This is a genomic window from Halosimplex salinum (assembly GCF_003730195.1).
GTDB lineage: Archaea > Halobacteriota > Halobacteria > Halobacteriales > Haloarculaceae > Halosimplex > Halosimplex salinum.
The window spans coordinates 415,263-440,494 of the sequence record NZ_QWGG01000002.1 but is presented as its reverse complement, the minus strand read 5'-3'; the positions used below and the strand labels follow the sequence as shown (position 1 = coordinate 440,494).

20 protein-coding genes are annotated in these 25,232 nt (G+C 66.7%); 10 read left to right on the top strand and 10 right to left on the bottom strand.

The window, feature by feature from the left end; genetic code table 11:
- Window positions 1–41 precede the first annotated feature (41 nt).
- The 4 genes from D1409_RS07400 to D1409_RS07385 form a co-directional block, all read right to left on the bottom strand.
- Entirely contained in the window at window positions 42–929 is an 888-nt protein-coding gene (locus D1409_RS07400; protein ID WP_123535600.1) for a carbohydrate ABC transporter permease, read from the bottom strand.
- Window positions 922–1,860 (bottom strand): carbohydrate ABC transporter permease, encoded by a 939-nt coding sequence (locus tag D1409_RS07395; RefSeq protein ID WP_123535597.1) that lies wholly within the window; start codon window positions 1,858–1,860, stop codon window positions 922–924. The genes D1409_RS07400 and D1409_RS07395 overlap by 8 nt, the downstream gene beginning before the upstream one ends.
- Before the next feature lie 30 nt (window positions 1,861–1,890).
- The gene (locus tag D1409_RS07390) at window positions 1,891–3,285 is read right to left on the bottom strand and encodes an extracellular solute-binding protein (RefSeq protein ID WP_123535596.1); all 1,395 of its coding nucleotides are present in this window, start codon (window positions 3,283–3,285) and stop codon (window positions 1,891–1,893) included.
- 248 nt (window positions 3,286–3,533) lie between these two features.
- A complete protein-coding gene (locus D1409_RS07385) occupies window positions 3,534–4,700 on the bottom strand; it encodes an ABC transporter ATP-binding protein (protein ID WP_123535594.1) in 1,167 nt (388 codons plus the stop codon).
- Between the two features lie 158 nt (window positions 4,701–4,858).
- On the opposite strand from D1409_RS07385, the gene D1409_RS07380 reads away from it, so the two are divergent.
- On the top strand, window positions 4,859–6,454 hold the full coding sequence (locus D1409_RS07380; RefSeq protein WP_123535991.1) for a GMC family oxidoreductase: 1,596 nt from the start codon (window positions 4,859–4,861) through the stop codon (window positions 6,452–6,454).
- Window positions 6,455–6,578: 124 nt separating this feature from the next.
- Here D1409_RS07380 and D1409_RS07375 read toward each other — a convergent pair whose 3' ends face one another.
- Window positions 6,579–8,075 (bottom strand): alpha-N-arabinofuranosidase, encoded by a 1,497-nt coding sequence (locus D1409_RS07375; protein WP_123535592.1) that lies wholly within the window; start codon window positions 8,073–8,075, stop codon window positions 6,579–6,581.
- 686 nt (window positions 8,076–8,761) lie between these two features.
- Between D1409_RS07375 and D1409_RS07370 the strand changes: the two genes are divergently transcribed.
- Together D1409_RS07370 and D1409_RS07365 are read left to right on the top strand one after the other, a co-directional pair.
- Entirely contained in the window at window positions 8,762–9,622 is an 861-nt protein-coding gene (locus D1409_RS07370) for a fumarylacetoacetate hydrolase family protein (protein ID WP_123535590.1), read from the top strand.
- A 106-nt stretch (window positions 9,623–9,728) separates the two neighbouring features.
- Complete coding sequence (locus D1409_RS07365) at window positions 9,729–10,493, top strand: IclR family transcriptional regulator (RefSeq protein ID WP_123535588.1); 765 nt, start codon at window positions 9,729–9,731, stop codon at window positions 10,491–10,493.
- 48 nt (window positions 10,494–10,541) lie between these two features.
- Here the strand turns inward: D1409_RS07365 and D1409_RS07360 are convergent, their stop codons facing one another.
- Window positions 10,542–11,000 carry a universal stress protein gene (locus D1409_RS07360; protein ID WP_123535586.1) on the bottom strand — a complete coding sequence of 153 codons (459 nt, stop codon included), beginning with the start codon at window positions 10,998–11,000 and terminating at the stop codon, window positions 10,542–10,544.
- 82 nt (window positions 11,001–11,082) lie between these two features.
- Between D1409_RS07360 and D1409_RS07355 the strand changes: the two genes are divergently transcribed.
- Window positions 11,083–11,970, top strand: a complete 888-nt coding sequence (locus D1409_RS07355; RefSeq protein ID WP_123535584.1) for an NAD-dependent epimerase/dehydratase family protein — start codon at window positions 11,083–11,085, stop codon at window positions 11,968–11,970.
- A 146-nt stretch (window positions 11,971–12,116) separates the two neighbouring features.
- Here the strand turns inward: D1409_RS07355 and D1409_RS07350 are convergent, their stop codons facing one another.
- The 3 genes from D1409_RS07350 to D1409_RS07340 form a co-directional block, all read right to left on the bottom strand.
- Entirely contained in the window at window positions 12,117–13,073 is a 957-nt protein-coding gene (locus D1409_RS07350) for an aldo/keto reductase (RefSeq protein WP_123535582.1), read from the bottom strand.
- 98 nt (window positions 13,074–13,171) lie between these two features.
- On the bottom strand, window positions 13,172–15,088 hold the full coding sequence (locus D1409_RS07345; protein ID WP_123535580.1) for a glycoside hydrolase family 127 protein: 1,917 nt from the start codon (window positions 15,086–15,088) through the stop codon (window positions 13,172–13,174).
- An 86-nt stretch (window positions 15,089–15,174) separates the two neighbouring features.
- Window positions 15,175–17,856: a sugar-binding domain-containing protein gene (locus D1409_RS07340; protein ID WP_123535578.1), complete on the bottom strand. Its 2,682-nt coding sequence runs from the start codon at window positions 17,854–17,856 to the stop codon at window positions 15,175–15,177.
- Between the two features lie 733 nt (window positions 17,857–18,589).
- On the opposite strand from D1409_RS07340, the gene D1409_RS07335 reads away from it, so the two are divergent.
- Complete coding sequence (locus D1409_RS07335; protein WP_235853526.1) at window positions 18,590–18,853, top strand: nucleotidyltransferase domain-containing protein; 264 nt, start codon at window positions 18,590–18,592, stop codon at window positions 18,851–18,853.
- A gap of 105 nt (window positions 18,854–18,958) precedes the next feature.
- Here the strand turns inward: D1409_RS07335 and D1409_RS07330 are convergent, their stop codons facing one another.
- Complete coding sequence (locus tag D1409_RS07330) at window positions 18,959–19,195, bottom strand: hypothetical protein (protein WP_123535577.1); 237 nt, start codon at window positions 19,193–19,195, stop codon at window positions 18,959–18,961.
- A gap of 409 nt (window positions 19,196–19,604) precedes the next feature.
- Between D1409_RS07330 and D1409_RS07325 the strand changes: the two genes are divergently transcribed.
- The 5 genes from D1409_RS07325 to phoU are packed head-to-tail and all read left to right on the top strand — an operon-like array spanning window position 19,605 to window position 25,231.
- Window positions 19,605–20,822, top strand: coding sequence for a PstS family phosphate ABC transporter substrate-binding protein (locus tag D1409_RS07325; protein WP_123535574.1), 1,218 nt, complete (start codon window positions 19,605–19,607; stop codon window positions 20,820–20,822).
- 54 nt (window positions 20,823–20,876) lie between these two features.
- Window positions 20,877–22,010, top strand: a complete 1,134-nt coding sequence (gene pstC, locus D1409_RS07320) for a phosphate ABC transporter permease subunit PstC (protein WP_123535572.1) — start codon at window positions 20,877–20,879, stop codon at window positions 22,008–22,010.
- Complete coding sequence (pstA, locus tag D1409_RS07315) at window positions 22,010–23,659, top strand: phosphate ABC transporter permease PstA (protein WP_123535570.1); 1,650 nt, start codon at window positions 22,010–22,012, stop codon at window positions 23,657–23,659. The genes pstC and pstA overlap by 1 nt, the downstream gene beginning before the upstream one ends.
- On the top strand, window positions 23,652–24,554 hold the full coding sequence (gene pstB, locus D1409_RS07310; RefSeq protein WP_123535568.1) for a phosphate ABC transporter ATP-binding protein PstB: 903 nt from the start codon (window positions 23,652–23,654) through the stop codon (window positions 24,552–24,554). The genes pstA and pstB overlap by 8 nt, the downstream gene beginning before the upstream one ends.
- Window positions 24,555–24,559: 5 nt before the next feature.
- On the top strand, window positions 24,560–25,231 hold the full coding sequence (gene phoU, locus D1409_RS07305) for a phosphate signaling complex protein PhoU (RefSeq protein ID WP_123535987.1): 672 nt from the start codon (window positions 24,560–24,562) through the stop codon (window positions 25,229–25,231).
- The last annotated feature ends 1 nt before the right edge of the window (window position 25,232 follow it).

Genomic DNA, 25,232 nt, shown 5'->3' with positions numbered 1-25,232 from the left:
CGGACGACGGAGAGAAGCGGACGGCAAAGAGAACGGGGCCGTTACTCGGTGACGCCCTGCATCTCGACGGCACGCACGAGATACCGCTGGAGCACCAGGAAGACCAGCAGCAGCGGTATCGACGCGATGAGCGCCGCGGCCATGGTGCGACCCGGGCGATAGATCTGGGCGTTGAGCAGCGAGACGAGCCCGATCGGGAGCGTGAACGAGGCGTTGTCCTGCAGCACGACCAGCGGCCAGAGGAACGCGTTCCAGTTGAACACGAACATGAACAGCGCCAGCGCCGTCAGGATCGGTCGCGCGAGCGGCAGGATGATCCGGGTGTAGATCTGGAAGTTCGAGAAGCCGTCCAGACGCGCGGCCTCCTCGTACTCGTCGGGGATATCCTTGAAGAACTGGTAGAGCAGGAACACCCCGAGCGGACTCGCCACGGCCGGGAGGACGACCCCCCAGTAGCTGTTGACGAGCCCCAGGTCCGCGATGATCGTGAACAGCGGCACGATGTTCAGGTAGTAGGGGACCATGAAGCTGGCGACGATGATCCCGAGGATCACTCCCTGGCCCGGCCAGTCGAGCCGCGACAGCGAGTAGGCGATCATCGAGTCGGCGATCAGGATCAGGACGGTCGCTCCGCCCGCGATGATGAACGTGTTGATCGTCCAGTCGATGATGAGGGAGTTCTCGAACAGGAACTGGTAGTGTTCCAGCGTGAACTCCGGCGGGATCCAGTACGGGACACCGTCGATCGCGGTGCTCCGCGGCTGGAACGACAGCGTCGTCATGTAGAGATACGGGAGGAGGAAGACCGCCGCGGCCCCGTAGAGGAACGCGTGGACGGCCACGCTCTCGAGCGTGAGGTTGCTCGTCAGTTCGTCGACTGACCGCGGCACGCGGTCGGTTATCGATTTCTCGGGTTGTGCGTCACTCATTGTTGCCTCCGATGACGTAGTAGTTCACGAGCGAGATTCCAACCAGGATGGCGAAGAGGATGTACCCGATCGCCGCGGCGTAGCCGTAGGACTGCTGGTTGAACGCCGACTGGTAGAGGTAGTAGACGATCGTCCGGGTCGACTCGGACGGACCGCCGCCGGTCATGACGTAGGGCTGGCCGAACACCTGGAACTGGTAGATGAACTGGATGATCACGACGAACAGCAGGGCGTTTCGCATCTGGGGGAGCGTGATGTCCCGGAACTGCCGCCAGGAGCTCGCGCCGTCGAGGCGCGCGGCCTCGTAGAGGCGCCCGGGGACGTTCTGGCGGGCCGCCAGGAGGATGATGAAGTTGAACCCCAGCAGCCACCAGACCGTCGTGATCGCGAGCGACGGCATCGCGAACAGTTCCGAGGTCAGCCACTCGATCCGGATCCCGAACAGGAGGTCCAGGTAGTAGTTGATCGGCCCGAAGTCCGTCGAGAGGAACTCCAGCCAGACGATGGCGACGACCGCGATGGTCAGCACGTACGGGCTGAAGTAGATCGTCCGTAGCGCCGTCTTGCCCTTGACGTTGCGGTTGACACCCAGCGCGAGCGCCAGGCTCAGGACCACCATCGCCGGCACCGTCAGGATCACGAAGTAGATCGTGTTCCACAGGGCGTTCCAGAAGAACGGGTCGCTCATGAGCTCCACGTAGTTCTGGATCCCGATCCACTCCGACTCCGACGGGAGCAGCGGGTTCCAGTCGTGGGCGCTCATCCACAGCCCTTTGAACAGGGGCCACAGGAGGAACACCACGAACGCCGCCAGGTAGGGCAGCGCCCAGACGTACCCGGCGATGGTCTCCCGGTCGAGGGCGCCGATGCTCTGGCGTCTGCGCCCCTCCTCGGTCTCGGTGAGCCCCGAAAGTTGGTCTCGTATCGACATGAGGTGATAGTGGTGGGATGGGAGTCCGGGTCAGTTCCCGATCGCGTTGTTGACGTTCTGGATGCCCGACTGGAGTCCCTCTTCGGGCTCGGCATTGTGCGCCCAGACGTCTACCAGCCAGCTCCAGACGCCCTCGTCGTTGGGGTCGCCGCTGGGGAACTGCGGGTGGAAGAAGTACTCCTCGGCCTCGGCCATCTCGAGGAACTTGCTGAGCGTCTTGTCGTAGATCGCCGCCTCCTCGAGCGCACCCGAGTCGTGGATTTCTTGGGCCGCCGGCAGGTGACCCGCCTCGGAACCCCACTCGGGGTTCTGGGTCGTGATCCACCGGGCGGCCTCGGCGGCCAGCCGCGTCTTCTCGTCGCTGCGGTCGGCGCTCTGGGGGAGGATGATCGTGTGGCCGTCGGCCCAGGCGGCGTTCTGCTCGTGGCCGGGCGCGACGTAGGGCTTGAAGAAACCCCAGTTGAAGTCGTCGAGTTCTCGCATCACGTTGACGTACCACGTACCGTTGGTGACCATGCCGAGGTTTCCGTTCTGGAAGACGCGGTTGCCCCAGTTCTCCTCGGCGGTCTGCTCGGCCCAGCCCCAGTCGCCGGTCATGTCGTAGAAGGTCTGGGTCATCTCCTGACCGGCCTCGTTGTCGAACAGCGGTTCGCTGTAGTCGTCGTTGAACAGTTCGCCGCCGGCCTGCTTGACCCAGCTACTCCAGGCCCGGTAGGAGCCGACTCCGTCCTGGTAGGGCGTCGGAACCCACGCGTGGTTATCGGTCTCCGAGACGATGGCGTCACCGGCCGCCTTGAACTCCTCCCAGTTGCTCGGGGGGCTCTCCGGGTCGAGACCCGCCTCCTCGAAGATGTCCTTGTTGTAGTAGATGCCGGCGGGGTGGAAGTCCATCGGGACGGCCTGGGGGTCGCCGTTGACCGTCACCATGTCAGAGTGCGAGGCCAGGTAGTACTCCTCCAGTCCGCTGTCGAAGTACTGGACTGGGTTCACGAGGACGTCGCTGAACCGCCGTAGCAACGACCCGTGCATGATCGCCATGTCCGGTGCCGCGCCGCCGGTCAGCGAGGTGAACAGCCGGTCGTAGTACTGGTCCCACGGGACGCGCTGGCGCCTGATACCGACGCCGTCGCCGAGCGGACGCTCCTCGTTGAACTTGTCGATGATACTCGACATCACGACGCCGTCGCCGCCGCCGAACAGCGTCCAGTAGCTGATGACCGTGTCCGCGTCCGGGGGCGTCGCGCTCGGGGTTCCGGTCGCCGTTCCGTCGCCGCCATCGCCACCGTCGCCGCCATCGCCACCGTCGCCACCGTCGCCACCGTCGCCGCCGCCACTACAGCCAGCGAGTCCGACGGCACCCGTGATGCCTGCAGCCTTGATAAACTTGCGACGACGCTTGTCGACGCGGTTGTCATCGAGTGACATACGGGACCATATTGATCGGGAATATATAAACATACCGGTGATATCGGGTGTCGCAGCGGGTATGATGGTCAGTTCATACGACGGACCGAAGCGGTTAGCCTCGGGAAAGGCTCGGTGCCGGTGGCACGCGCGGTCGCTCGAAACAAGACTGAATTTGTTGTCGGCGGCGTGTGGTTACCCTATCAACCGATTGTCCGTCAGGGTCGGAGTTCGACGGGAGATCGACGAAAAGCGACCGGGTGCGTGCGTCAGTCCTCTGCGGTGGCGACCGAGTTGGCGCCCGACGCGGACGCCTGTGACGCCTGTTCGATGTCCGCGAGGACGTTTCGCCCGGTCTTCTCGCGGAAGAGGTGGAGGTTCGACTCGTCGAACCTGATCGTGACGTCGGTCCCCTCCTCGGGTTTCACGTCGCCGGGGACGCGGACGCGACACTCATCGTCGCCCATGGTGAGATAGAGGTAGTTGTCGCTCCCGACGGGTTCGCGGACGTCGAGGTGTGCCTGGATGGTGTTCTCCGAGGGGTCGTCGGTCAGTACGATGTTCTCCGGGCGGATCCCCAGGACGAGCGGTTCGCCCTCGCTGGCGTACTCCTTGACCCGTTCGACGTACTCGTTCGAGAGCGTGTACTCGAAGGCGTCACCTACGAGCGTGTTCCCGTCCAGCTTGACGTCGAAGGTGTTCATCGACGGACTGCCGACGAAGTCGGCGACGAACAGGTTCACGGGCTCGTTGTAGATCTCGTCGGGCGTCCCGACCTGCTGGATCTGTCCGGCGTCGAGGACGACGATCCGGTCGGACATCGTCATCGCCTCCTCCTGGTCGTGGGTCACGTAGATCGAGGTCGTCCCGAGTTCCTCCTGGATGCGCTGGAGCTCGGTCCGCATGTGGACGCGAAGTTTCGCGTCGAGGTTCGAGAGCGGCTCGTCGAACAGGAACACCTCGGGGTCTCGCACGATCGCCCGGCCAGTGGCGACCCGCTGCTGCTGGCCCCCGGAGAGGCTCCCCGGTTTCTTGTCCAGCTGGTCCTCGATGCCCATCATCTCGGCGGCCTCCTGGACGCGTTCTGCCACCTCGTCGTCCGAGAGATCAGACGTCAGCTTGAGCCCGTAGGACATGTTCTTCCGGGCAGTCATGTGCGGATAGAGCGCGTAGTTCTGGAAGACCATCGCCACCCCTCTGTCCTGGGGCTGGACGTCGTTTATCACACGGTCGCCGATCCGCATCGTCCCGTCGGTGATGTCCTCGAGTCCGGCGACCATCCTGAGGAGTGTCGACTTCCCCGACCCGGACGGGCCGACGATCGTCACGAACTCCCCGTCTTCGATATTGAGGCTGACGCCGTCGACAGCGAGGATCCGCCCCTCGTCGCTGTCCTCGTATATCTTCGTCACATCCTCGATGCTAACACTTGCCATGTCGCCAAGTATGCCAGGGCCTGTTAAAATATCTTCGGCCCTCAGCCCCTGATTCACTGCCGACAAAACAGTTAAGTCCCGATCCCCGCACCGGGGAGTATGCGCCCGGACAGAGCGACCGACCGTGGTCTCGCGGCACTCGCGTGGCGAGGTGGACGGTGAGCGCGACGCGGACGCCGTCCGACCGGGTCGACGTCTGCGTCGTCGGGGCGGGTCCCGCCGGTGCCGTCACCGCCGCGCGCCTCGCCGACCGGGGCCACGACGTGGTCGTCCTCGACGCCGGCCCGCGGTTCGACTTCGCCGACCGCCAGCGCCGGATGGAGCGGTACCTCCGTCCCGCCCACGGCTGGACCGACGTCTGGGACATGGGCGGGGAACGCGACGCCTACACCTCCAGCGGGGAGATCCACTACCCGCTGAACACGACCCGCGTCAAGGGTGTCGGCGGCACGACGCTGCACTGGCTCGGACTCACCCCCCGCTTTCACCCGAAGGACTTCGAGATGGAGACGCGGTACGGCCTCGCGACCGACTGGCCGCTCTCCTACGCGGATTTGCGACCGTACTACGCCGAGGCGGAGGCCGAGATGGGGGTCGCCGGCGCCCAGGACAACCCCTTCGCGCCCCCCCGCGAGGAGCCGTTCCCGATGGAGGCGTTCCCGCCGAGTTACTCGGACTCGCTGTTCGCCGCGGCCTGCGAGGAGCTGGACATCGAGGTCCACTCGGTGCCCCAGGCGCGCAACAGCGAGCCCTACGACGGCCGAGCGGCCTGCCAGGGCTGGGGGACGTGTGCACCGGTCTGTCCCTCCGGCGCGAAGTACGACGCGACCGTCCACGTCCGCGAGGCCGAGTCCGAGGGCGCCCGCGTCATCGACCGCGCGCCCGTCCAGCGACTCGAACACGACTCGGAGGGCGAGCGCGTCGAGACGGCCGTCTACGCGACCCCGGACGGTGAGGAGCACCGCCAGGCGGCCCGCCAGTTCGTCGTCGCCTGTGGCGCCATCGAGACGCCCCGCCTGCTGCTGCTCTCGCAGTCCGAGCAGTACCCCGACGGACTGGCCAACTCCTCGGGGGCCGTCGGCCGATACCTGATGGAACATGCCTTCGCGGGGACGAACGCACTGCTCCTCGGACGGACCGAGCAACACGAGATCGGCTTCATCACCAGCGAGTCCCACCAGTTCTACGACCACGAGGAACCGACACCGGGAAGCGTCAAACTCGAGTTCTTCAACTACGCCGGCCCCTCGCCGCTCGACGTCGCCCTCGGCGACGGTCGGTGGGGGGCGGACCTGCGCGAGGCGCTGGAGTTCGAACTCGGCAACCACCTCCAGATGGGGGCGCTGGTCGAGCAACTGCCGGACCCCACGAACCGCGTCACGCTCGACCCCGACGAGACCGACGACCACGGCAACCCCGTGCCGGACGTCTCCTGGAGCGTCGGCGACCACGCCGTCGCGGCGCTGGAGCACGCCCAGTCGGTCCAGCGACGGATCCTCTCGTCGATGAACACGCGGATCACCGGCCAGACCGACGTCCACGACCCGGGCGCCGCCCGTCACCCCGCCGGAACGACCCGGATGGGGACGGACCCGTCAGAGAGCGTCGTGGACCCCCGCCTGCGAACGCACGACCTCGAGAACCTCACCGTCGCCTCGAGCAGCGTCTTCCCGACCAGTGGCGCGATGAACCCGACGCTCACCATCGTCGCCCTCGCGCTGAAAGCCGTCGACCACCTGGACGCCGACCTCTGATACGGACCGCTGTGACTGTCTTCGGGACACTGACAGCGTACGCTCCTGCTCGAAGCCGTTCGCCGCCGACAGCGTGGAGTCGCTCGCCGCCGACGAGCCTACTCGACCGTAGGCGCCGGGACGCTTACCGGAGCGAGACGCCGAGGACCGTCGAGGGCGGGAGCTCGGCGGTGAGGGTGCCGTCGTTCTCGACGCCGACGTCGAACGATTCGGGTTCGAACGACGCGGCGTTGTCGGCGTCGACGACCGCGTCGGGTTCCTGGCCGTCGAAGAGGATCTGCGCGTCGACGGCAGACGGGTCGTCGCCCTCTGTGTCGATCTCGACCTCGCGGGCGCCGAGAACGTCGAGATTCGTGAGCGTGACGTACGTCTCGTCGTCGGCCACCGAGGCCGAGGCGCCGACCAGCGGTAGGTCGGCGTCCGTGCGCTCGGCGTCGCGGACGGGCGCGTCGACAGACGTCTGGACGGCGTCGTTGCCCTGGTGGGGGCTGTAGAGGTCGAAGACGTGGTAGGTCGGACGGGCCCAGGCGTCGTCGCCCTCGGTCTCGACGAGACACTGCAGGACGTTGACCGTCTGGGCGATGTTACCCATGGTCATCACGTCGGCGTGGTGGTTGAAGATGTCGAGGACGGCGGCGGCCGAGAGCCCGTCGATGACGGTCCCAGGCTGTTCGAGGCCGGTCTCGGAGACCGCCTCTGTGTGCCAGGTGCCCCACTCGTCGATGATGACGCCGATGTCCCGCGTCGTCGCCGTCGCGTTGATCGCCGCGGCGATCCGTTCGATGTGTTCGTCCATCTCCAGGGCCTCGACGAGCAGCTGGTCGTACTTGTCCTCGTCGTCGGTCTCGACGACGGACATCGTCCGGCCGTAGTAGTGGTGCAGCGTCAGGTGGTCGAGCGGGAACGCGGCGCCCCAGGCGGACTCGCTAACCTCTTCCATGAAGCGGCGGTTCCACTCGTGGTTCTCGAACCCGCAGGCGATCAGGTCGAACTCCTGGTCGGCCATCAGGTTGTCCATCGTGCCGACGTACGTGGCGAAGCGGCGGTACTCGCGGGCGTACTGCTCGGGGGACATCTGGCCGCCACATCCCCAGTTCTCGTTGCCGATACCCCAGTAGGGCACGTCGAAGGGCTCCTCGCGGCCATTGTCCCGTCGACGGTCGGCCAGCTCCGTGTCGCCGCCGTAGGTGCAGTACTCGACCCAGTCGGCGGCCTCCTGTGGGTCGCCCGACCCGACGTTCAGGGCGAGGTACGGCTCCGCCCCGATGCGCTCGCAGAGTTCGAGGAACTCGTGGGTCCCGAAGGTGTTGGGTTCCTCCGGTAGCTCCTCGCGCCCCTGCGCCCAGAAGAGGTTGCGCCGTCGCGGACGGTCGTCGCCGACGCCGTCCTCCCAGTGGTAGTCGTCGGCGAAACAGCCACCCGGCCAGCGCAGTACCGGCATCTCGAGGTCGGCGAGCAGGTCGACCACGTCCTCGCGAAACCCTTCCCCGTCGGCCGTCTCGTCGTGCCACATCCCGTCGTAGATGCAGCGACCGAGGTGCTCGGAGAAGTGGCCGTGGAGTTCGGGCTCGATGCGGTCGATACGCGCCCCTGTATGCACGGTTATGTGGGTGTCTGACATGCGTGCGGATCCTCCGCGGACGGCCCAATAAAACAACCGGTCGGGGGGCCGCCACCCCTGACTCCTGCTCGTCGGGATCGTCGGATCCCACACCGTGTCGCGGTCCGTCCCGTCTCCCGTCGCGTGCGGAACCTGCACAAGCGAGTCCGGACCCGAACGGTGGTGAGACGATCTCGACCGGCGTTCAACGTACTGCGGACGCTGTCGTCGACTCCGCACGGCTCGGCGGCCTGTCCACGCCGACGACCGGGTGTCCGTCGATAACGCAGACGTCCGCAACTGTTCCGAGATACTCGGAAAATCCGGCCGCACGGTCGGCCCCTCCGGTCGCCGCCCGGGGCCGAGTCATCTCAGCCAACCATTCTGTTTCTAATCTATATACACCAGAATTCGATCATGTAGACGATCGTTCGTTGGGCGCGGTCGCGGCCGATTATCTCCGAACGAGATGCGTTCTGACACGCATGAAAAATAGTTAAGGATTGGATAAATTACACTACTACTTCTGTAATCAATAAGGGCTGTCAGAGCGGCGGTCGAACCGCCGCTGGTAGTCCGAGTATCTCGGAACTTCTTCGATACAGTCGTGTTCCGTCTGTGTGGGCGTCTGCGGCCGGTGACGGTCGCGACGCCTCACGACCGAGGTAAACTATTTATCTCGGTCAGTAGATTACGGAGGTAGACGGATGAGATTCTTCCAGACCAGCGACGGGACGGACACGGCCGTCGTCGTCGAACACGAAGACAAGCTGTATGACCTGAGCGAGACCGACGCCGGGATCGACTCGTTTCGGGAACTCGCCCGGTCGGCGGTCATCGCGGACCGACCGCTGGACGAGCTGACGGCTGCGCTGTGCGAAGGCGCACCCACGGTCGAACGAGCCGCGCTCGGGAGCGGGCTAGCGATGCCGGTCCGGCCCGACGAGATCTGGGGGGCCGGGGTGACCTACGCCATCAGCCAGGAGGACCGCCAGGAGGAAGGGGGGCTCGGTGAGACGTATCTCGACGCTTACGAAGCAGAGCGGCCCGAGGTGTACTTCAAGGCCACGCCCACTCGGACCGTCGGGCCCGGCGAGGCTGTCGGCATCAGGGGCGACTCCGAGTGGGACGCGCCGGAACCCGAACTGTCACTGGTGCTCCTGGACGGCGAGATCGTCGGGTACACGGTCGGCAACGACATGTGCAGCCGCTCGATCGAGCGCGAGAACCTGCTGTACCTCCCCCAGAGCAAGATATACGACCGCAGCTGTGCGGTCGGGCCCGCCGTCGCGCTGGTCGACGACCCGCACGACCTCGAGATGTCGATGACCATCGAGCGCGAGGGCGAAGCGGTGTTCGCCGAGTCGACCTCGACGTCGGAGATGGTCCGCACCTGCGAGGAACTCGCCTCGTACTTCAGGCGTCACAACTACGTCCCGGAACTGACCGTCCTGCTCACCGGCACCTCCATCATCCCGCCGGCCGACGTGACGCTCCACGAGGGGGACACGGTGACGATCACCATCGAGGACATCGGGACGCTCGAGAACGACGTCGTCGAGGTTTGACCGTCAGTCGACACGGACAACCGGCTGCGTACGGTTCGTTCCGCTTGGCCGGACCCGATTCCGAAATAGCCGGAACGCTTAACCTGTGTTCACTCGATTTGTCGGTATGGATCCTCGCCGCGACCCCAAGATACGCACCACTGCGGTGAGCTTCCACATCTTCGACCGTATCAAGGAAAACGACGGGCTGACCCTGACCGAACTCGTCGAGGACCTCGACAGACCGACGAGCACCGTCCACGACCACCTGCAGACGCTGACGGACCTGGGGTATCTGGTTCGCGAGGGCGACGAGTACGTGCTCAGTATGAAGTTCCTCGAACTGGGCGGATACGCTCGCACGCAGTCGAAGCTCTACCGGATCGCCGAGTCGGAGCTTCAGGACCTCGCGCTGGAGGTCGGCGACCACGCGAACCTCATGGTCGAGGAGAACGGCTACGGGGTGTTCCTCCTCACGCGCAAGGGCGACGATGCGCTCTCGCTCGACACCTTCGAGGGCAAGCGAGTCCATCTCCACACTACCGCGCTCGGGAAGTCGATGCTCGCCGCCATGGACGAGGACCGACTCGACAGCATCATCGAGAAACACGGGCTCCCCGGCGTGACGGAGAACACGATCACGGACGAAGCGGAACTTCGCGCGGAACTCGAAACGATCCGCGAGCGCGGGTACGCGACCGACGACGAGGAACGACTGGAGGGGATCCGGTGCATCGCCGCTCCGGTTCGGACCTCCGGTGGTGAGGTCGTCGGCGCCGTCAGCGTCTCGGGCATCAAGAGTCGCATGCGAGGCGACCACTTCCACGAGCGGGTCCCGCAGAAAGTACAGAGCACCGTCAACATCATCGAGATCAACCTGCGCCACCAGTGACTCGACGACGGTTCGCCCGGTGCCCTGACGACCGGTGGAACCCCGCCGTCAGCGGTCTCCCGTGCGGACGAAGGTGACGGGACAGGACGCGTCGAGCATGACCGACTGAGCGGTGGAGCCGAAGACGGCCTTCCCCGTCGGCGATCGCTTGCGACCGCCGATGAGTATCCGGTCGGCGCCTATCTCCTCGGCGGTCGCGACGATGCGCTCGGCAGCGTCGCCGACCTCGCCCAGCACGTCGTACTCGACGCCGGCGTCGTCGAGTTGTGACGTCACGTCCCGGAGTGGAGCGAAGCGGTCGGCGACCTCGTCCGGGGTAGCGGCCTCGCTGCCGGGTTCGATGTCCAGTCTGTCGATAGTGTTTTCCAGTTCGGACTCGCTGAACACGTGCAGGACCGATATCTTCGCGCCGGTCGCGCTCGCGAGGGTGACCGCTTCCGCGACGAGTCGGTCGACACGATCGCTGTCGTCAAATCCCACGGGTAACAGGATTGATTCGATAGCCATTCTACCTCTTCTTTTTACCTGACCCGTCATAAAATGATGGTGTAACCGAGGATGTTAGGTGGGTTCGGACCGACCGGCCCGTATGTCCGAGACAGTAATCGTCACCGGCGCGCTCGGTGGTGCCGGAAGCTGGGTCGTCGACGAACTCCGCCACGAGTACGAGGTGGTCGCGGTCGACCTGTCAATTCCAGCGCGAACCGACATCGACGGCGTGGACTTCAGGGCCGTCGACCTGACGGAGCAAGGGCCGACCTGGGAGACGATCGTCGACGCGGACCCGACTGCCGTCGTCCACTTCGGCAACATCCCCCACGAGGAAGACAACGCGGGCGGGGACGTCTACGAGAACAACGTCCTGAGCACGTATCACACGCTGGAGGCGGCCGGTCGCGCGGGCGCCGACGTGGTCTGGGCCTCCAGCGAGACGGTCTACGGCACCCACTGGGACGAGCCGGAACTTCCCGACTACTTCCCCGTCGACGTGGACCACCCAGTTCGACCCTGGAACGGCTACGAGACGTCGAAGCTCGCAGGCGAGGCGGCGGCCGAACGGGTCGTCAACCGGTTCGGCGTCTCAGTCGCTTCGGTTCGACCCTCGTGGATCCAGTACCCGGGACGCTACCGGATCACGCAGATCCGTGAGGAATTCGACTTCGAGAGCGCGGGCCGGTTCGGCAACTACTGGTCGTACGTCGATATCCGCGACGTGGTGTCGCTCGTCGCGGCCGCACTCGACGCCGACTTCGAGGGCCACGAGGTGTTCAACGCCTTCGCCGCGGACAACTTCCTCGGCGTCGACAGCGTGGCCGCCATCGAGGCCGGCTTCGGCGACCTGCCGCCCGACTGCGACCTCGACGGCGACGAGTCGGCGTTCTCGACCGAACACGCGAGCGACCTGCTGGGCTGGGCGCCCGAGCACTCCTGGCGGACCGCCGAGGACGAGTCCGTCGAGGGCCCCGCCTTCGTCTGAGGCGGCGCAGCCCCGCCCGGTCGCTCCCAGGTCTCGCCCGACCGCTCACCGTCACACCGCCGAGGGATCGTCACTACCACCCGCTCGACGGAACCGCTACTGCAGTCCGCCGAGGGATCGCTACTACCACCCGCTCGACGGGACCGCTACTGCAGTCCGCCGAGCGTCTCGATACCGTTCAACCGTTCCATCTCGGCGTCGGTCAGGTCCAGATCGAGTGCTGCGAGGTTCTCCTCGAGCTGGCCGACGGAGCTGACGCCGACGACAGGGACCGTCGGCGGCTCGCGCTGGGTCAGCCACGCGAGGACGACCTGGTTGCCCGAGACGTCCTTCCGCTCGGCGATGTCCTGTACCGCCTCCATCTTCAGGCGGTTCTCAGTGGTGACGTACCCCTCCGGTATCCGCCGGTCGTCGCGGCCGTAGCACCCCTGCAGGAGCGGCGAGTACGGCAGCATCGTCAGGTCGTGGTCGTCGCAGTACGTGACGAGTTCGTCGGTCGCCGGCCGCTGGGGCGCGAAGTCCGCGTTCCGGTGCGGGACGAGATACGAGAAACGCGGCTGGACGCAGCTGAACTCCGTCAGCCCGCGCTCCTCGGCGAGCGTGTTCGCGCGAGCGAGGCGCCACCCGTGGTAGTTGCTGGCGCCGATGTGGTCGACCGTGCCCGACTCGACCAGCCGGTCGAACGCGGCCATCGTCTCCCCGAGGGGCGTCTCCCGGTCGTCGACGTGAGCGTAGAGCAGGTCGACGGAGTCGATGCCGAGGCGGTCGAGACTCTTCTCGACCTCGCGTTCGATCAGGTCGGGATCGAGCGACTGTGGGACCTCCCCGTAGTCGAACCCGACCTTCGTCGCGATGAACAGCTCGTCGCGAACGCCGCGGTCGGCCAGCCACTCCCCGAGGAACGGCTCGCTCGCGGGTTCGTCGTGGCCGTCGACCCACGTCGCGTAGATGTTGGCCGTGTCGACGAAGCGACCGCCGGCCTCGTAGTAGCGGTCCAGGATCGCCCGCGAGGTCTCCGGGTCGGTGCGGCTCCCGAAGTACATCGCACCGAGGCAGAGCGGACTGACTGTCTCTCCGGTCGTGCCGAGCGGGAGTTCGTCCATACTCCGATCTGTCGAGACTGAGGGCAAAAGCGCTGGTGGTCTGTTCGAGTGCGGCGCAGGCCCGGGACGAACACGCCGGACCCGTCGACTGCCCCGACTCAGGACAGGTCCGAGCGGTGCCAGACCTGCATGTCGCCGGCCTCGCGGTTGTCCCACGCGTAGTAGGGGACGAGCGTGAGGGCGGCTTCCTCGGATGCGGTCTCGCTCGCCGGCCGGTACAGCGACCCGTCCCAGCCGTCGAGGTCGGGCACCGTCGCGTCCACGTCGAGCGTCGTCACGCCCTCGAGCAGCGAGGGCTCGTGGGTCGCCTCGGCGTCGGCATCGCTCGGGACGGCGTACTGGTGGAGCGGGCGGTCGTTGTCGACCGCCTCGGCAGCGTAGACCAGTGGCGCCCGCTCGACCGCGACGCGGCCGACGTCGTCTTCGACGGCCGGGTGGGCCGCGATCAGTTCCGTCTCCCGCTCGAGCGTGACCTCGACGGTCTCACCGTCCCACTCGCGGGCCAGGCGGACGAATCCCGCGCCGTCGACGTCGGCGTCTTCCCCGTCGACGGTGACGGTGGCGTCCGTCGCCCACTCGGGAACCCGAACATTGACCGGCACGGGACCCTCGGCGTCGATTGCGAGGGTCACGTCGCCCGTCCAGGGGAGTGAACTCGACTGCTCGACGGTCACGTCGACGCCGTCGACCGTCGTCTCGAGCGTGCTGCCGACGAACTGGTCGACGTAGAGTTCACCGTCGCGCGTCGAGTAGCAGTACTGCCCGAGCGAGGCGAACAGTCGCGCGGCGTTGGGCGGGCAACAGGCGCAGGTGAACCACCCCTTTCGGTGGTGGTCGCCGGAACTCGCGAGCGGGTTCACGTAGAAGAAGCGCTTCCCGTCCAGCCCGACCCCCGCGAGGAAGCCGTTGTACAGCGTCCGCTCGACGAGGTCGGCGTACTTCGCCTCGCCGGTGTGTTCGAGCAGCCGCTGGTTCCAGAAGATGCTCCCGATGGCCGCGCAGGTCTCGGCGTAGGCTGTCTCGTTCGGCAGGTCGTAGTCCTCGGTGAACCCCTCGTGTTCGTGCTCCGGACCGATGCCCCCGGTAACGTACATCCGTTTGGTCGTCATGTTTTCCCAGAGTCGCTCCATCGCGGCCCACAGCTCCTCGTCGCCGGTCTCGTCGACGAGGTCGGTGACTGCCGCGAAGAGGTACATCGCCCGGACGGAGTGCCCCTCGACGGTGTCCTGTTCGCGGACGGGCGCGTGTGCCTGTGCGTAGCTCCCGTCGTACTCACCGTCGTCGTCGGTGAAGACTACTTCCGCGCCCTCGGCCGCGTCGCCGTCGCTGTACTCGTGGCCGGCGACCTCGTCGAGGTGGTCGAACTCCCAGGCGAGGCGGTCGTCGTGCCCGCGCAGGTCCACGAAGTACCGAGCCCGGTCGAGGTAACGGTCCTCGCCCGTCACGCGGTAGAGCTTGATCAGGGCGAGTTCGATCTCCTCGTGGCCGGGGACGCCGTCGACCTCGTCGCCGAAGACGTCGTCGACGTGGTCGGCGAAGCCGACCCCGACGTCGAGCAGCGACCGCTCGCCGGTCGCCTGGTAGTGGGCGACGGCGGCCTCTATCAGGTGCCCGCCGCAGTAGAGTTCGTGCAACATGTTGAGATTGGTCCACTGCTTGTCGGGCTCGACGAGTTGGAAGTACGTGTTGACGTACCCGTCCTCGCGCTGGGCGCCCGCGATCAGGTCGATCACCTCGTCAACCCGCTCGCGCAGGCCGGGGTCGTCGGCTTTGGCGAGTTCGTAACTCGCCGCTTCGAGCCACTTGTAGGCGTCGCTGTCCTGGAACCACATCCCCTGGAAGCCACCCTCGCGCCCCGCGGCCGCGCGTCGGAAGTTCTCCAGCGCTCCCGACTCCTCGAGCTGGTCGTACTGGTACTCGATCGTCTCCGTCCGGTTTCGCCGGATCCACGGCGTCCAGAACTCGTCGTCGATCTCGACGTCACCGACGGCTACCGAATACTGCGGCGTGGTCATGCTATTAGCCAACAGAACTATCGACAGGGAAATAACGGTACTGGTCGTGTCGGTGGGCGCGGGAACGGGCGTGGCTGCTCGCCCGGTCAGAGCCGCCGGAGCAGCCGGTCGACCAGCGCGGTCGCGGTCGGGTGCTCGCCGTAGCGGTCGGTGACGCGGAAGGTGCAGCCACAGAGCCGGCCGTCGCCCACGTCGCGGACGACGAGCGGACTGCCCCAGTTGGCGATCCAGCCCTCGACGGATCCGACGTGGATCTCGTCGGTGGACTCGTCCAGGCCCTCGATCAGGTCGTGAGGGAACAGATCCTCGAACGCCCAGCCGACGCGGGCGTCCGTACACAGGCCGTCGAGGAGGTCGCTGTCCTGGTACAGCAGCGACGAGACGAGGTTCCAGCTCTCGCCGGCCGGGAGGTTCCGGTAGTCGAAGTCGTCCGTCCCGGCCATCCGTCCGTCGGGCTCGGGGACGACCAGCGCCGAGCCGCCCGCCTCGACGAACTCGGAGACGGTGTCGCCGACGGACGTGACCGCCGCGACGTCCGCCTCGTCGAGGTTGTCGGTGACGGTGACGCCGTTCGCTTCCAGGCCGGCGGCCAGCGGGTCGTCGGCATAGACCGTCCGGTCGGGACGCTCCCCGGCGACGACGAACACCGGTTCCTCGTTCGTGACCGTGCGGTCGTCGGCGTCGAAGGTCACTTCGAGCCGGTGGGCGCCGGTCGCGGCGTCGCCCGACGGTGCGAGCGTCACCGCGTCTTCGAGCGTGGTCGTCCCGAAGCCGTCGACCGAGACCGACCGCGTCCCCGACGATTCGGGGCCGCTCCAGCGGAGCTCGCCCGTCAGCGAGTCCGTGGTGTCGTTGACGATCTCGACGTCCGCGGTGACTTCTTCGCCCGGTGCGACGGCGTGCGTCTCGAGGTCGATCGCGACCAGCACCTCGCTGTTGATCCGGGCGAACTCCTCGGCGAAGCCCTTGGGGTCACGGAGGTAGTCGAGGATGCCGTTGAACTCCCACTCGATGTCGGAGAACTCGGTGACGACGTAGCCCGCGACGGCCTCGTGGGTCCGCATCTCCTCGATGACGCCCTGCAGCGAGACGGACTCGCGGCGCTGCCAGGCCTCGGCGAGGTCGTCGTATCCGTCGAAGACGTCGGGGAGGTCGGTCGCCTCGTAGCGCTCGTCGACGCCCTCGGGCCGCTTGAGCGGGTCTTCGAGGAAGTCGTGGGAGAACCACGTCGGGTCGCCGCCGTAGTGGTCGCGGAGCTTCGGCAAGTCGGGGAACCCCCAGGTCCCGAACTCCGAGATCAGGATCGGGGCGTCCGCCGCGGGCGTGTTCTCCGTCGCGTAGTTGTCCCCGGGGTTCGCGGCGATCTCGTCGAGCGCGTCGGCCCACGGCTCCGCGCGGTCGGGGCTGACGTAGTACTCGTGGTAGTCGTTGATATCGGTGGCGACGTGCGCCCAGCCGGAGTTGTCACAGACCAGCCGCGTCGTGTCCCACTCCTTGGCCTCGTGGAAGAGGTCGGTCAGGTACTCCTGTTTCGCCTCGTCGTTCCAGAGGCGCCCGTCGTGCATGGAGTAGTCCTCCTGGTCGAGGCCGATGCCCCACTCCTCGTTGTAGAGGCTCCAGGCGACGACGCTCGGGCTGTTGTAGTCGCGGTCGACCAGCCCTCGGAACTGCTCGCGGACCTCCCGTTTCGAGCGGTCGGTGTAGATGGTGGGGTTCGCCGGCTCCTGCCAGACGAGGATACCGAGTCGGTCGGCCGCCTCGATGAAGTCCGGATGGGCCGGCTTGATATGCTTTCGCAGCATGTTGAACCCGAGGTCCTTCGCGGTTCGAACCTCGTACTCGAAGAGGCCGTCCTCGAACGGCCGGTAGAACGTATCAGGGTAGTACGCCTGGTCGAGCGCGCCGCGGATGTAATAGGGATCGCCGTTGAGATAGATGCGCTCGCCGTCCGTACTGACGCTGCGCATCCCGAAGTACGTCTCTGTCGCGTCGACCACGGTGTCGACAGCCCGGAGTTCGACCGTCACGTCGTAGAGTGCGGGGTTCTCGGGCGTCCAGTAGTCGGCGTCGGGGATCGAAACCGTGCACGTTCCCTCGCCGTCTTCGATGTCGCAGGTCGTCGCGACGACCTCCTCGCCGTCCCGAGAGACGGTGACTGCGGCGTCGACCGCACCCGCGTCGTCGTCGCGGTCGGCGGCGTCGCCGTCCACCGTCACCTCGACGGTCGCGGTGTCGTCGTCCAGGTCCGGCGTGACCCGCACGTCGTCGACGAACTGCTCGGGTCGGGCTTCGAGGGTGACCGACTGCCAGATCCCGCTGACCCGGGTGTACCACGGTGCGCCCTGCTTACCGTGGGGGATCTCAGAGAGGTCCTCCGGGTCGGCCACTTCGACGGCGACGACGCTCTCGCCCGACGAGAGCGCGTCGGTCACCTCCACCTCGAAGGGGAGGTAGCCGTCGCGGTGCGTGCCGACCCGCTCGCCGTCGACGTAGACGGTCGCCTCGTAGTCGACGGCGCCGAACCGCAGGAAGACGCGGTCGCCGGACCCGTCGTACTCGACCGTCCGCCGGTACCACGCCGTCCCGGTGTACTCGCGATGGGCTTCGTCTTCCTGCCAGGCGTGCGGGACGGTCGCGCGCTCGGCGTCCGACCAGTCCGTCTCAGGGTCCGCGAGCGCACGCTCCTCGCCGTCGTCGGGGTCCGTCAGGAACTGCCACTCGCCGTCGAGCGATTCCGTGACGCGACTCTGGCCACTCGGTGATTCCATGCTCCCTCAGTTGCCACTGGTGGGGCAAAATACTACCGTCCGTTTCGCTCGCTCGCGCTCGTCGCCGGAACGACCCGCCGAGCCGGCGTCGTGACTGTCGGTACCGACGCCGGCATCACTGTCTCGCGAAGCGGTGTCTCTCCACCCAGAATCACACCCGGCCGCGTCCGCGAGGAGTATGACGGCGGCAGTGCATCACTGCACAGTCGAGCCCGGTTAGAGAGCCTACAATCAGTCGGCTGGCCACGGGGGTCACGTATCACGACGTGGCCGCCCCATCTGCGGTGTTCGCGGTTCGGATTCAAGAGAGACGGAACCAGAGATAGTTACAGAACATCTGTTTTTATCAAATACGGAATAGTACCGTATAATTATATGAGAATAGATAGTATCGCGATCGCCATGACACCTTCGACGCGCTCGATGTTCGCAAACCCTTCGAAACTCCAGTAAAGGTGCTGAGAGAACCATACTCACTACAGTACCGCAGGTTAATCATCACCGAAATGTTAGGGAGAACGGATCGACGATGAGATACGGTCTGTACGTCGTCGAAAGTTCAGATTCCGACGATTTCGTTTTTTTAAAGCCTGAATCGGCCGAAACGGACGTCAACCTATCGGAAAAGGACCGTTGAACACCGTCTCAGGTTCTCCACGACTGAACTTCAATTTATCCGATAGTAACACATTTCTATGTATAATTCTGTTTTGGTATTTGAGACAGTCGGACGTTGGCAGTCGCAGATCGACGCTGTGTCCGCTCGCAGTTCCCTCTCCAGAGACGACCTCTGAGTGACGCTCCCGGGTGGCCGCCGTCCGTTTGCTCCGACTCGGACGTCGAGTTCGTAGTCGCGTTCGGCTCCCAGATCACGGGCGGGACGACCCGTGGATCCGATCTCGACCTCGCAGTCAAGTTCGCCGACCAGCGTGACGACCTTCGCCGCCAGCAGCGTGCGGTGATCGACCGGATCGCGGAGGACGGACTCCGTGGCTGACCAGCGGGTCGTCGGCTCGGGTATCTCGCCGTCAAGTTCGTCGACCGGCCCCTCTACGGTGTTTGGTGACGGTTACGCACCTCGACCGAAACGACCCTTGCGCGTCTAAACCCGCAGTCGAACCGCGTTCTCGCGGATCGTCGAGACGTACCGGTCGTCGAGCGTGTGCCGCTCCTGGTTCGCGCCGCTGTCCCAGCCCAGGTGGTCGACGACGTCGTGGCCGTCGCCGACCTGGACCTCGACGACGAGCGACCCCTCGTCGATGGCGACCACCTCGCCGATCTCCTCGCCGGACTGGGCGACGACGCGCTTGCCGACCTGTTCGTCGGTGTACTCGGCCATACCGGGTCCAGGTCGGGGCGACCCCTATCGGTTCTGTCGGGCTGGTTGCGCGGCAGTGGCCGGTCGACTGCGACCGGGTGTTGGGAGAGACGACGAGAAGGGAGAAGAGGGGCGTGGTCGGCGGCCACGGCCCGGCGGCGTGCGGGTGGTCGCGGACGGCCCGGGATCAGTCGTGCCGAACGGACCGTCCGATGCGGGTGGTGGAGATGTCTGACAGCACGCCGCCTGAACGTCTCGACGCGTCCCGGAAGTAGCTCGCTAAGAGCGGTTCGTGGAGCTATATAGCCCTCAGTACCGACCCCTGTGAGATGTTCGCGTGCCTATCCGGTAGTACGGGAACTGGGAGGGGCGTATCCGGCAATACCCCTATTATAAACCAGTTTAGTCGGGTCCCGGCACCGTACAGGTGATGACGCACGATTCGGAGCGTCCGGCAGAGAGGGTAACGCGGCGAAAGTTCCTGCTCGCGTCCGGCGCCGTCGGGGCGGCGGGGCTGGCCGGGTGTACCGGTGGCGGCGACGACTCGACGGACACGCCCGAACCCGCCGACGGCGGGTCGTCCGGCGACGGCGAGTCCGCCGACGGGGACTCCTCCGGCGACGGCTCCTCGAGTGACGGGTCGAGCGGCGACTCGAACGGCCCCTCCCTGCTCACCGGCGAGGGCTCCTCGACGGTCTACCCGATCGCGAACAAGGGCGCCTCCTACTGGAACGGGAACGCCCCGCCGAGCGACGGCGAGTACTGGGGCAGTAACGACGAGGGCTCGGTCCCCGGCTGGTCGGAGATCGAGACGGACATGCACCTCGCGGACTACTTCGCGAGCCAGTACGGCTTCGAGCCGACCGAGGAACGGTCGAACCCGCCCTACCGCGCGACGATCGGCCTGAGCCACTCCGGGACCGGCTGTGAGGCGGTCACCAACGGCCTCGTCGACATCGGCAACTCCTCGGGCCCGATCACCGCCGAACTCGGCTGGAGCGAGGAGAAGGCCGAGGAAGAGGTCGTCGACCACGTCCTCGGCCGCGACGGCCAGCCGGTCGTCGTGAGCAAGGACATCTACGACGCGGGGATCACCCAGCTCACCGGCGAGCAGATCCGCCAGATCTACCAGGACGAGGTCACCAACTGGAGCGAACTCGGCGGCCCGGACAAGGAGATCTTCTGTATCGGTCGCGCGGTCGGGTCGGGGACCGACACTTCATTCCGCCTCAACATGCTCGGCGACGCCGAGGCCGAGATGCCGGGCGTCGACACTCGTCAGGGCCAGAACCAGGGCGTCGCCCAGCTCGTCCGACAGAACGAGGGCGCCATCGCGTACATGGCGCTGGCCTTCACCGGCGACCAGGTCCAGCCCATCGGGATCGAGTTCGAGGGCACCCTCTACGAGACCAGCAGGGACGCCGAGAACACGATCTTCGACAGCGAGTACCCGCTCAACCGCGACCTGCACATGTACACGCAGATCACCGAGGACACGCCGAACGGGACGGACAACCGCGAGGGCGCGTTCTGCCGGATGTTCCTGACCGAGTTCGGGCAACAGGTGTTCGTCGAGGACAACAACTACATCCCGCTGCCGACGAGCGACGTCGAGTCCGAACTGGAGAAGCTCCCCGAAACGGCCTGACTCGGGCGCTCGCGGCGTCGAACTTCGTCTTTCAGCTACTATCGAATCACGCACATGGCAACGACAAACGAGAGAGACCCCGACGGGTGGCAGGCTCGACTGGCGTCTCGGTTCGCTCGGATGGGAGCGGTCGTACAGGACACTGAAAACGACGCGGTAGCCGCGGGTGTCGTCGGGGCGGTGTCGCTCGCGGGCGCGTTCGCGGGGTTCCTCGTGACCTCGCCGTACACCTCGGTGTGCATCGTCGGATTTCTGCTGTCGGTGGGCTACGGCTGGGTGCGCCACCAGGAACTGGCGGCCAAGGGAGTGACGATGGCGATGACCGTCTCGACGGTCGTCATCCTCTCGCTCATCACCGTCTTCATCTTCTACGAGGCCTGGCCGATCCTCCAGGACCGGAGCGGACAGGTGCTCGGCGTCACGGTCCCCGGCCTCGAACTGTTCACCACGACCGCGTGGACACCCGCCGAGGGCACGCCCCGGTACTCGATGCTCCCGATGATCCAGGGGACGGTGCTGGTGACGATCATCGCCACCGCGGTCGCCGGCCCGCTCGGTGTGGCGGCCGCCCTGTTCATCTCGGAGATCGCGCCGGCGCCGGTCCGCGAGGTGGTCAAGCCGGGCGTGGAGATCCTCGCCGGCATCCCCTCGATCGTGTACGGCTTCATCGGGTTCACGGTGCTGAGCCCGTGGGCGTCGGACCAGTTCGACCTCGTCGGCCAGGGGACGTACCTCTTCGTCGGGATCGTCGTCGGCCTGATGGCGCTGCCGACGGTCGTCTCCGTCGCCGAGGACGCCATCAACAGCGTCCCGGAGTCGATGAAGAGCGGGTCGCTCGCGCTCGGGACTACCGACTGGCAGGCGATGACGACGATAACCCTCCCGACGGCGTTCTCGGGCGTGTCGGCCGCCGTCCTGCTCGGCGTCGGCCGGGCCATCGGCGAGACGATGGCCGCGACGGTCATGCTGCGGAACACGCCGAGAGTCGCCGAACCGCTGTACAACGTCTTCTACGGCTTCGAGACGCTCACGTCGCTGATCGCGGCCAACTACGGCTCCTCCAGCGGCCTCCAGAAGGACGCGCTGTTCGTCGCCGGCTGTATCCTCTTCGTCTCGGTCCTGACGCTCAGCATCGGCTCGCAACTGATCGAGGAACGCATGGACCACGACCTCGGGAGGGCCGAGTGATGGCGGGCGCAGCCGAGTCGACCGTCGTCCGCGAGGACACCTCGACCTACGAGGCGGTCGCGGGGCTCACCGTCGGGCTGGCCGCGATACTGTTCTTCCTCGGGCTCGCGGCCACCGTCGATATCGTCTCGGTCACCGGCACGCTCGCCGGGCTGGGGACGCTGACCGCGCTCGGACTCCTGCTGGTCGTCATGGGACTCGCCGTCGTCGCCTTCGGACTGGCGTCGTACCGCGGGATCTTCCCGACGGACCCGCGCGCGAGCGCCGGGCTCGTCGCCGCGACCCTCTTCTCGGGCCTGTGGTTCCTGGTCGGCGCGCTCGTCGGCTCGGAGACGCTCGGACTCGGGTTCGGCGGCGGGCTCGCGGTCGGCCTCCTCGTCGGTGCGGTCGGGTTCGCCGCGACCGCACTGCCGCGCGAAGACATCGGGTCGACGCTCCCCGCCGGGGCGCTGGCCGTGCTGTTCGGGCTCGTCTTCCTCCTTGGGGTCGTCGGCCCGGAGTGGTCGTGGTCGCCGGCGAGCTTCCCCGACAGCCAGTCCGTGACGTTCTTCGCGCGCACGATAGCTCCCTTCGCGGTGATCCTCTCGGCGCTCGTCGTCGGCTGGGCGGCCGCGAAGGCCTACGGCGGCTTCGGCGCTCGCGGCCGCCACCTGGGGGCGTACCTCCTCGTCTACCTCAACGCGATCGCCATCATCGCCGTCCTGGTCGCCCTCGTCGCCTTCGTCGTCGTGAAGGGGTTCGCCCCGGTCACCGAGAGCGTCACGGTCGGTCTCGGCGTCGGCCCGGCGACGACGATCGCCCTGTTCGGGTTCAGCTACGAGGTGGTCTGGCCCGTCAACTGGCCGTTCCTGATGAACGGGGCGTCGCTGTTCACGGACGTGACGGGCGTGTTCCCGGCCATCGTCGGGACCGCGTGGCTCGTCGTCGGCGCGGTCCTGCTGGCCGTCCCGCTGGGCGTCGGCGCGGCGATCTTCCTCACCGAGTACGCCGAACAGGGGCGGTTCACGCGCGTCGTCGAAGTCGCCACGAACGCCCTCTGGAGCACGCCGAGCATCGTCTTCGGACTGTTCGGGGCGGCCTTCCTCGTGCCGCGGTTCACCCCGCAGCCCCAGAAGTCGCTGCTCGCGGGGATGATCACGCTCGGGTTCATGCTCCTGCCGCTGGTGGTGATCACGAGTCGCGAGGCGATGATCGCCGTCCCCGACGAGTACCGCGACGCCAGCGCGGCGCTGGGCGTCTCGAAGTGGCAGACGATCCGCAGCGTCGTCGTCCCCGCGGCGATGCCGGGCGTCGTCACCGGGGTCATCCTCGGCGTCGGGCGGATCGCCGGCGAGACCGCGCCGCTCCTGCTGACGATGGGCGGCGGGTCGTTCGTCGGCGCGGGCCAGCGGGCGAAGGTGCTCGACAGCTTCCAGCTGTCGCTGTCGCCGCCGTTCGTCACCAACCCCGAGCTCACGCAGGCGACGACCGCGCTCCCCTACCAGCTGTACCAGGTGGTGCTCACGGGGACGGGCGAGACCGCCGGAGTCACCGACATCACCGCCTTCGGCTGGGGGACGGCCCTCGTGTTGCTGGCAGTCGTCCTCCTGTTCTACGCGGTCGGCATCGCGACGCGACAGTACTTCCGGAGCAAACTGACCTATGAGTGAGACCGAACCAGTGACGAACGGCACCGAGCGCCCGGCGGAAACGACCGCGGGCGAGACCGACGAGCGGACCCGCGAAGCGTGGCGCGAGTACGAGTTCGCCGGCGAGACGAAGCTCGCCGTCGAGGACCTCGACGTGTACTACGGCGACGACCACGCGCTGAAGCGCGTCTCGATGGACATCCCCGAGGAGAGCGTCACCGCCCTCGTCGGCCCGTCGGGGTGTGGCAAGTCCACGTTCCTGCGCTGTCTGAACCGGATGAACGACCGCATCGGCACCGCGCGCATCGACGGCTCCGTCGAACTCGACGGCCAGGAGGTCTACCAGGACGGCGTCGACCTCGTCGAGCTTCGCAAGCAGGTCGGCATGGTGTTCCAGGCGCCCAACCCCTTCCCGAAGTCCATCCGCGACAACATCACGTACGGCCCGCGACAGCACGGCGACATCGACACCGGGCTGCTCGCCCGCCTCACCGGCCGGGACGACAGCGAGGCGGCCGACCGGCTCGTCGAGCGGGCGCTCAGGCAGGCGGCGCTGTGGGACGAGGTCGAGGACCGCCTCGACGACAACGCCATGGGACTCTCCGGCGGCCAGCAACAGCGGCTCTGTCTCGCCCGCTGTCTCGCCGTGGACCCCGAAGTGATCCTCATGGACGAGCCCGCCAGCGCGCTGGACCCGATCGCGACCGCGAAGATCGAGGACCTCGTCGAGGAGCTCGCCGAGGAGTACACCGTCGTCGTCGTCACGCACAACATGCAGCAGGCGGCGCGCATCTCCGACCAGACCGCCGTGTTCCTCACCGGCGGCGAACTCGTCGAGTACGACGACACGGGGAAGATATTCGAGGACCCCGAGAGCCAGCGCGTCGAGGACTACGTCAGCGGCAAGTTCGGGTGATCCACGTGCCGAGAGAGGAGTACCAGACGGCACTCGGCGACCTCCGGGCGGACGTGCTCGCGCTCGGGGCGGACGTGGTCGACCAGCTCGAAGCGGGACTGACCGCGCTCGACACCGGTGACGAGGCGCTCGCCCGCGAGGTGATCGACGCCGACGCGGCGATCAACGACCGCTATCTCGCGCTCGAAAGCGACTGCGTGGACCTGCTCGCGCTCCAGCAACCGGTCGCCTCCGACCTCAGGTTCGTCGCCGCCTCGTTCAAGATCCTCACGGACCTGGAACGGGTCGGCGACCTGGCGACGAACCTCGGGGAGTACGCGCTGTCGGCCGACGGGGAGTCCGGGGACGTCGACGTCGACGCCATCGGGGCCGACGCCGTCGACCAGCTCGAGACGGCGCTGGCCGCCTACGAGAGCGGCGACCCCGACGCCTGTCGCGCGGTGGCCGCCCGCGACGACGACCTCGACGCGCTCTGTCAGCGCGCGAGCGAGGCGGTCGTCCGCGACCTCCTCGAACGAGAGACGGGAGACGACTCCTGGGCCGCGGAGCGCGTCCTCGACGACGTGTCTCGGCTCCTGCTGACGGTTCGTGACCTCGAACGCGTCGGCGACCACGCCGTCAACGTCGCCGCTCGCACCCTCTACATGCTCGAGAACGACTCGGAACTGCTGTACTGAA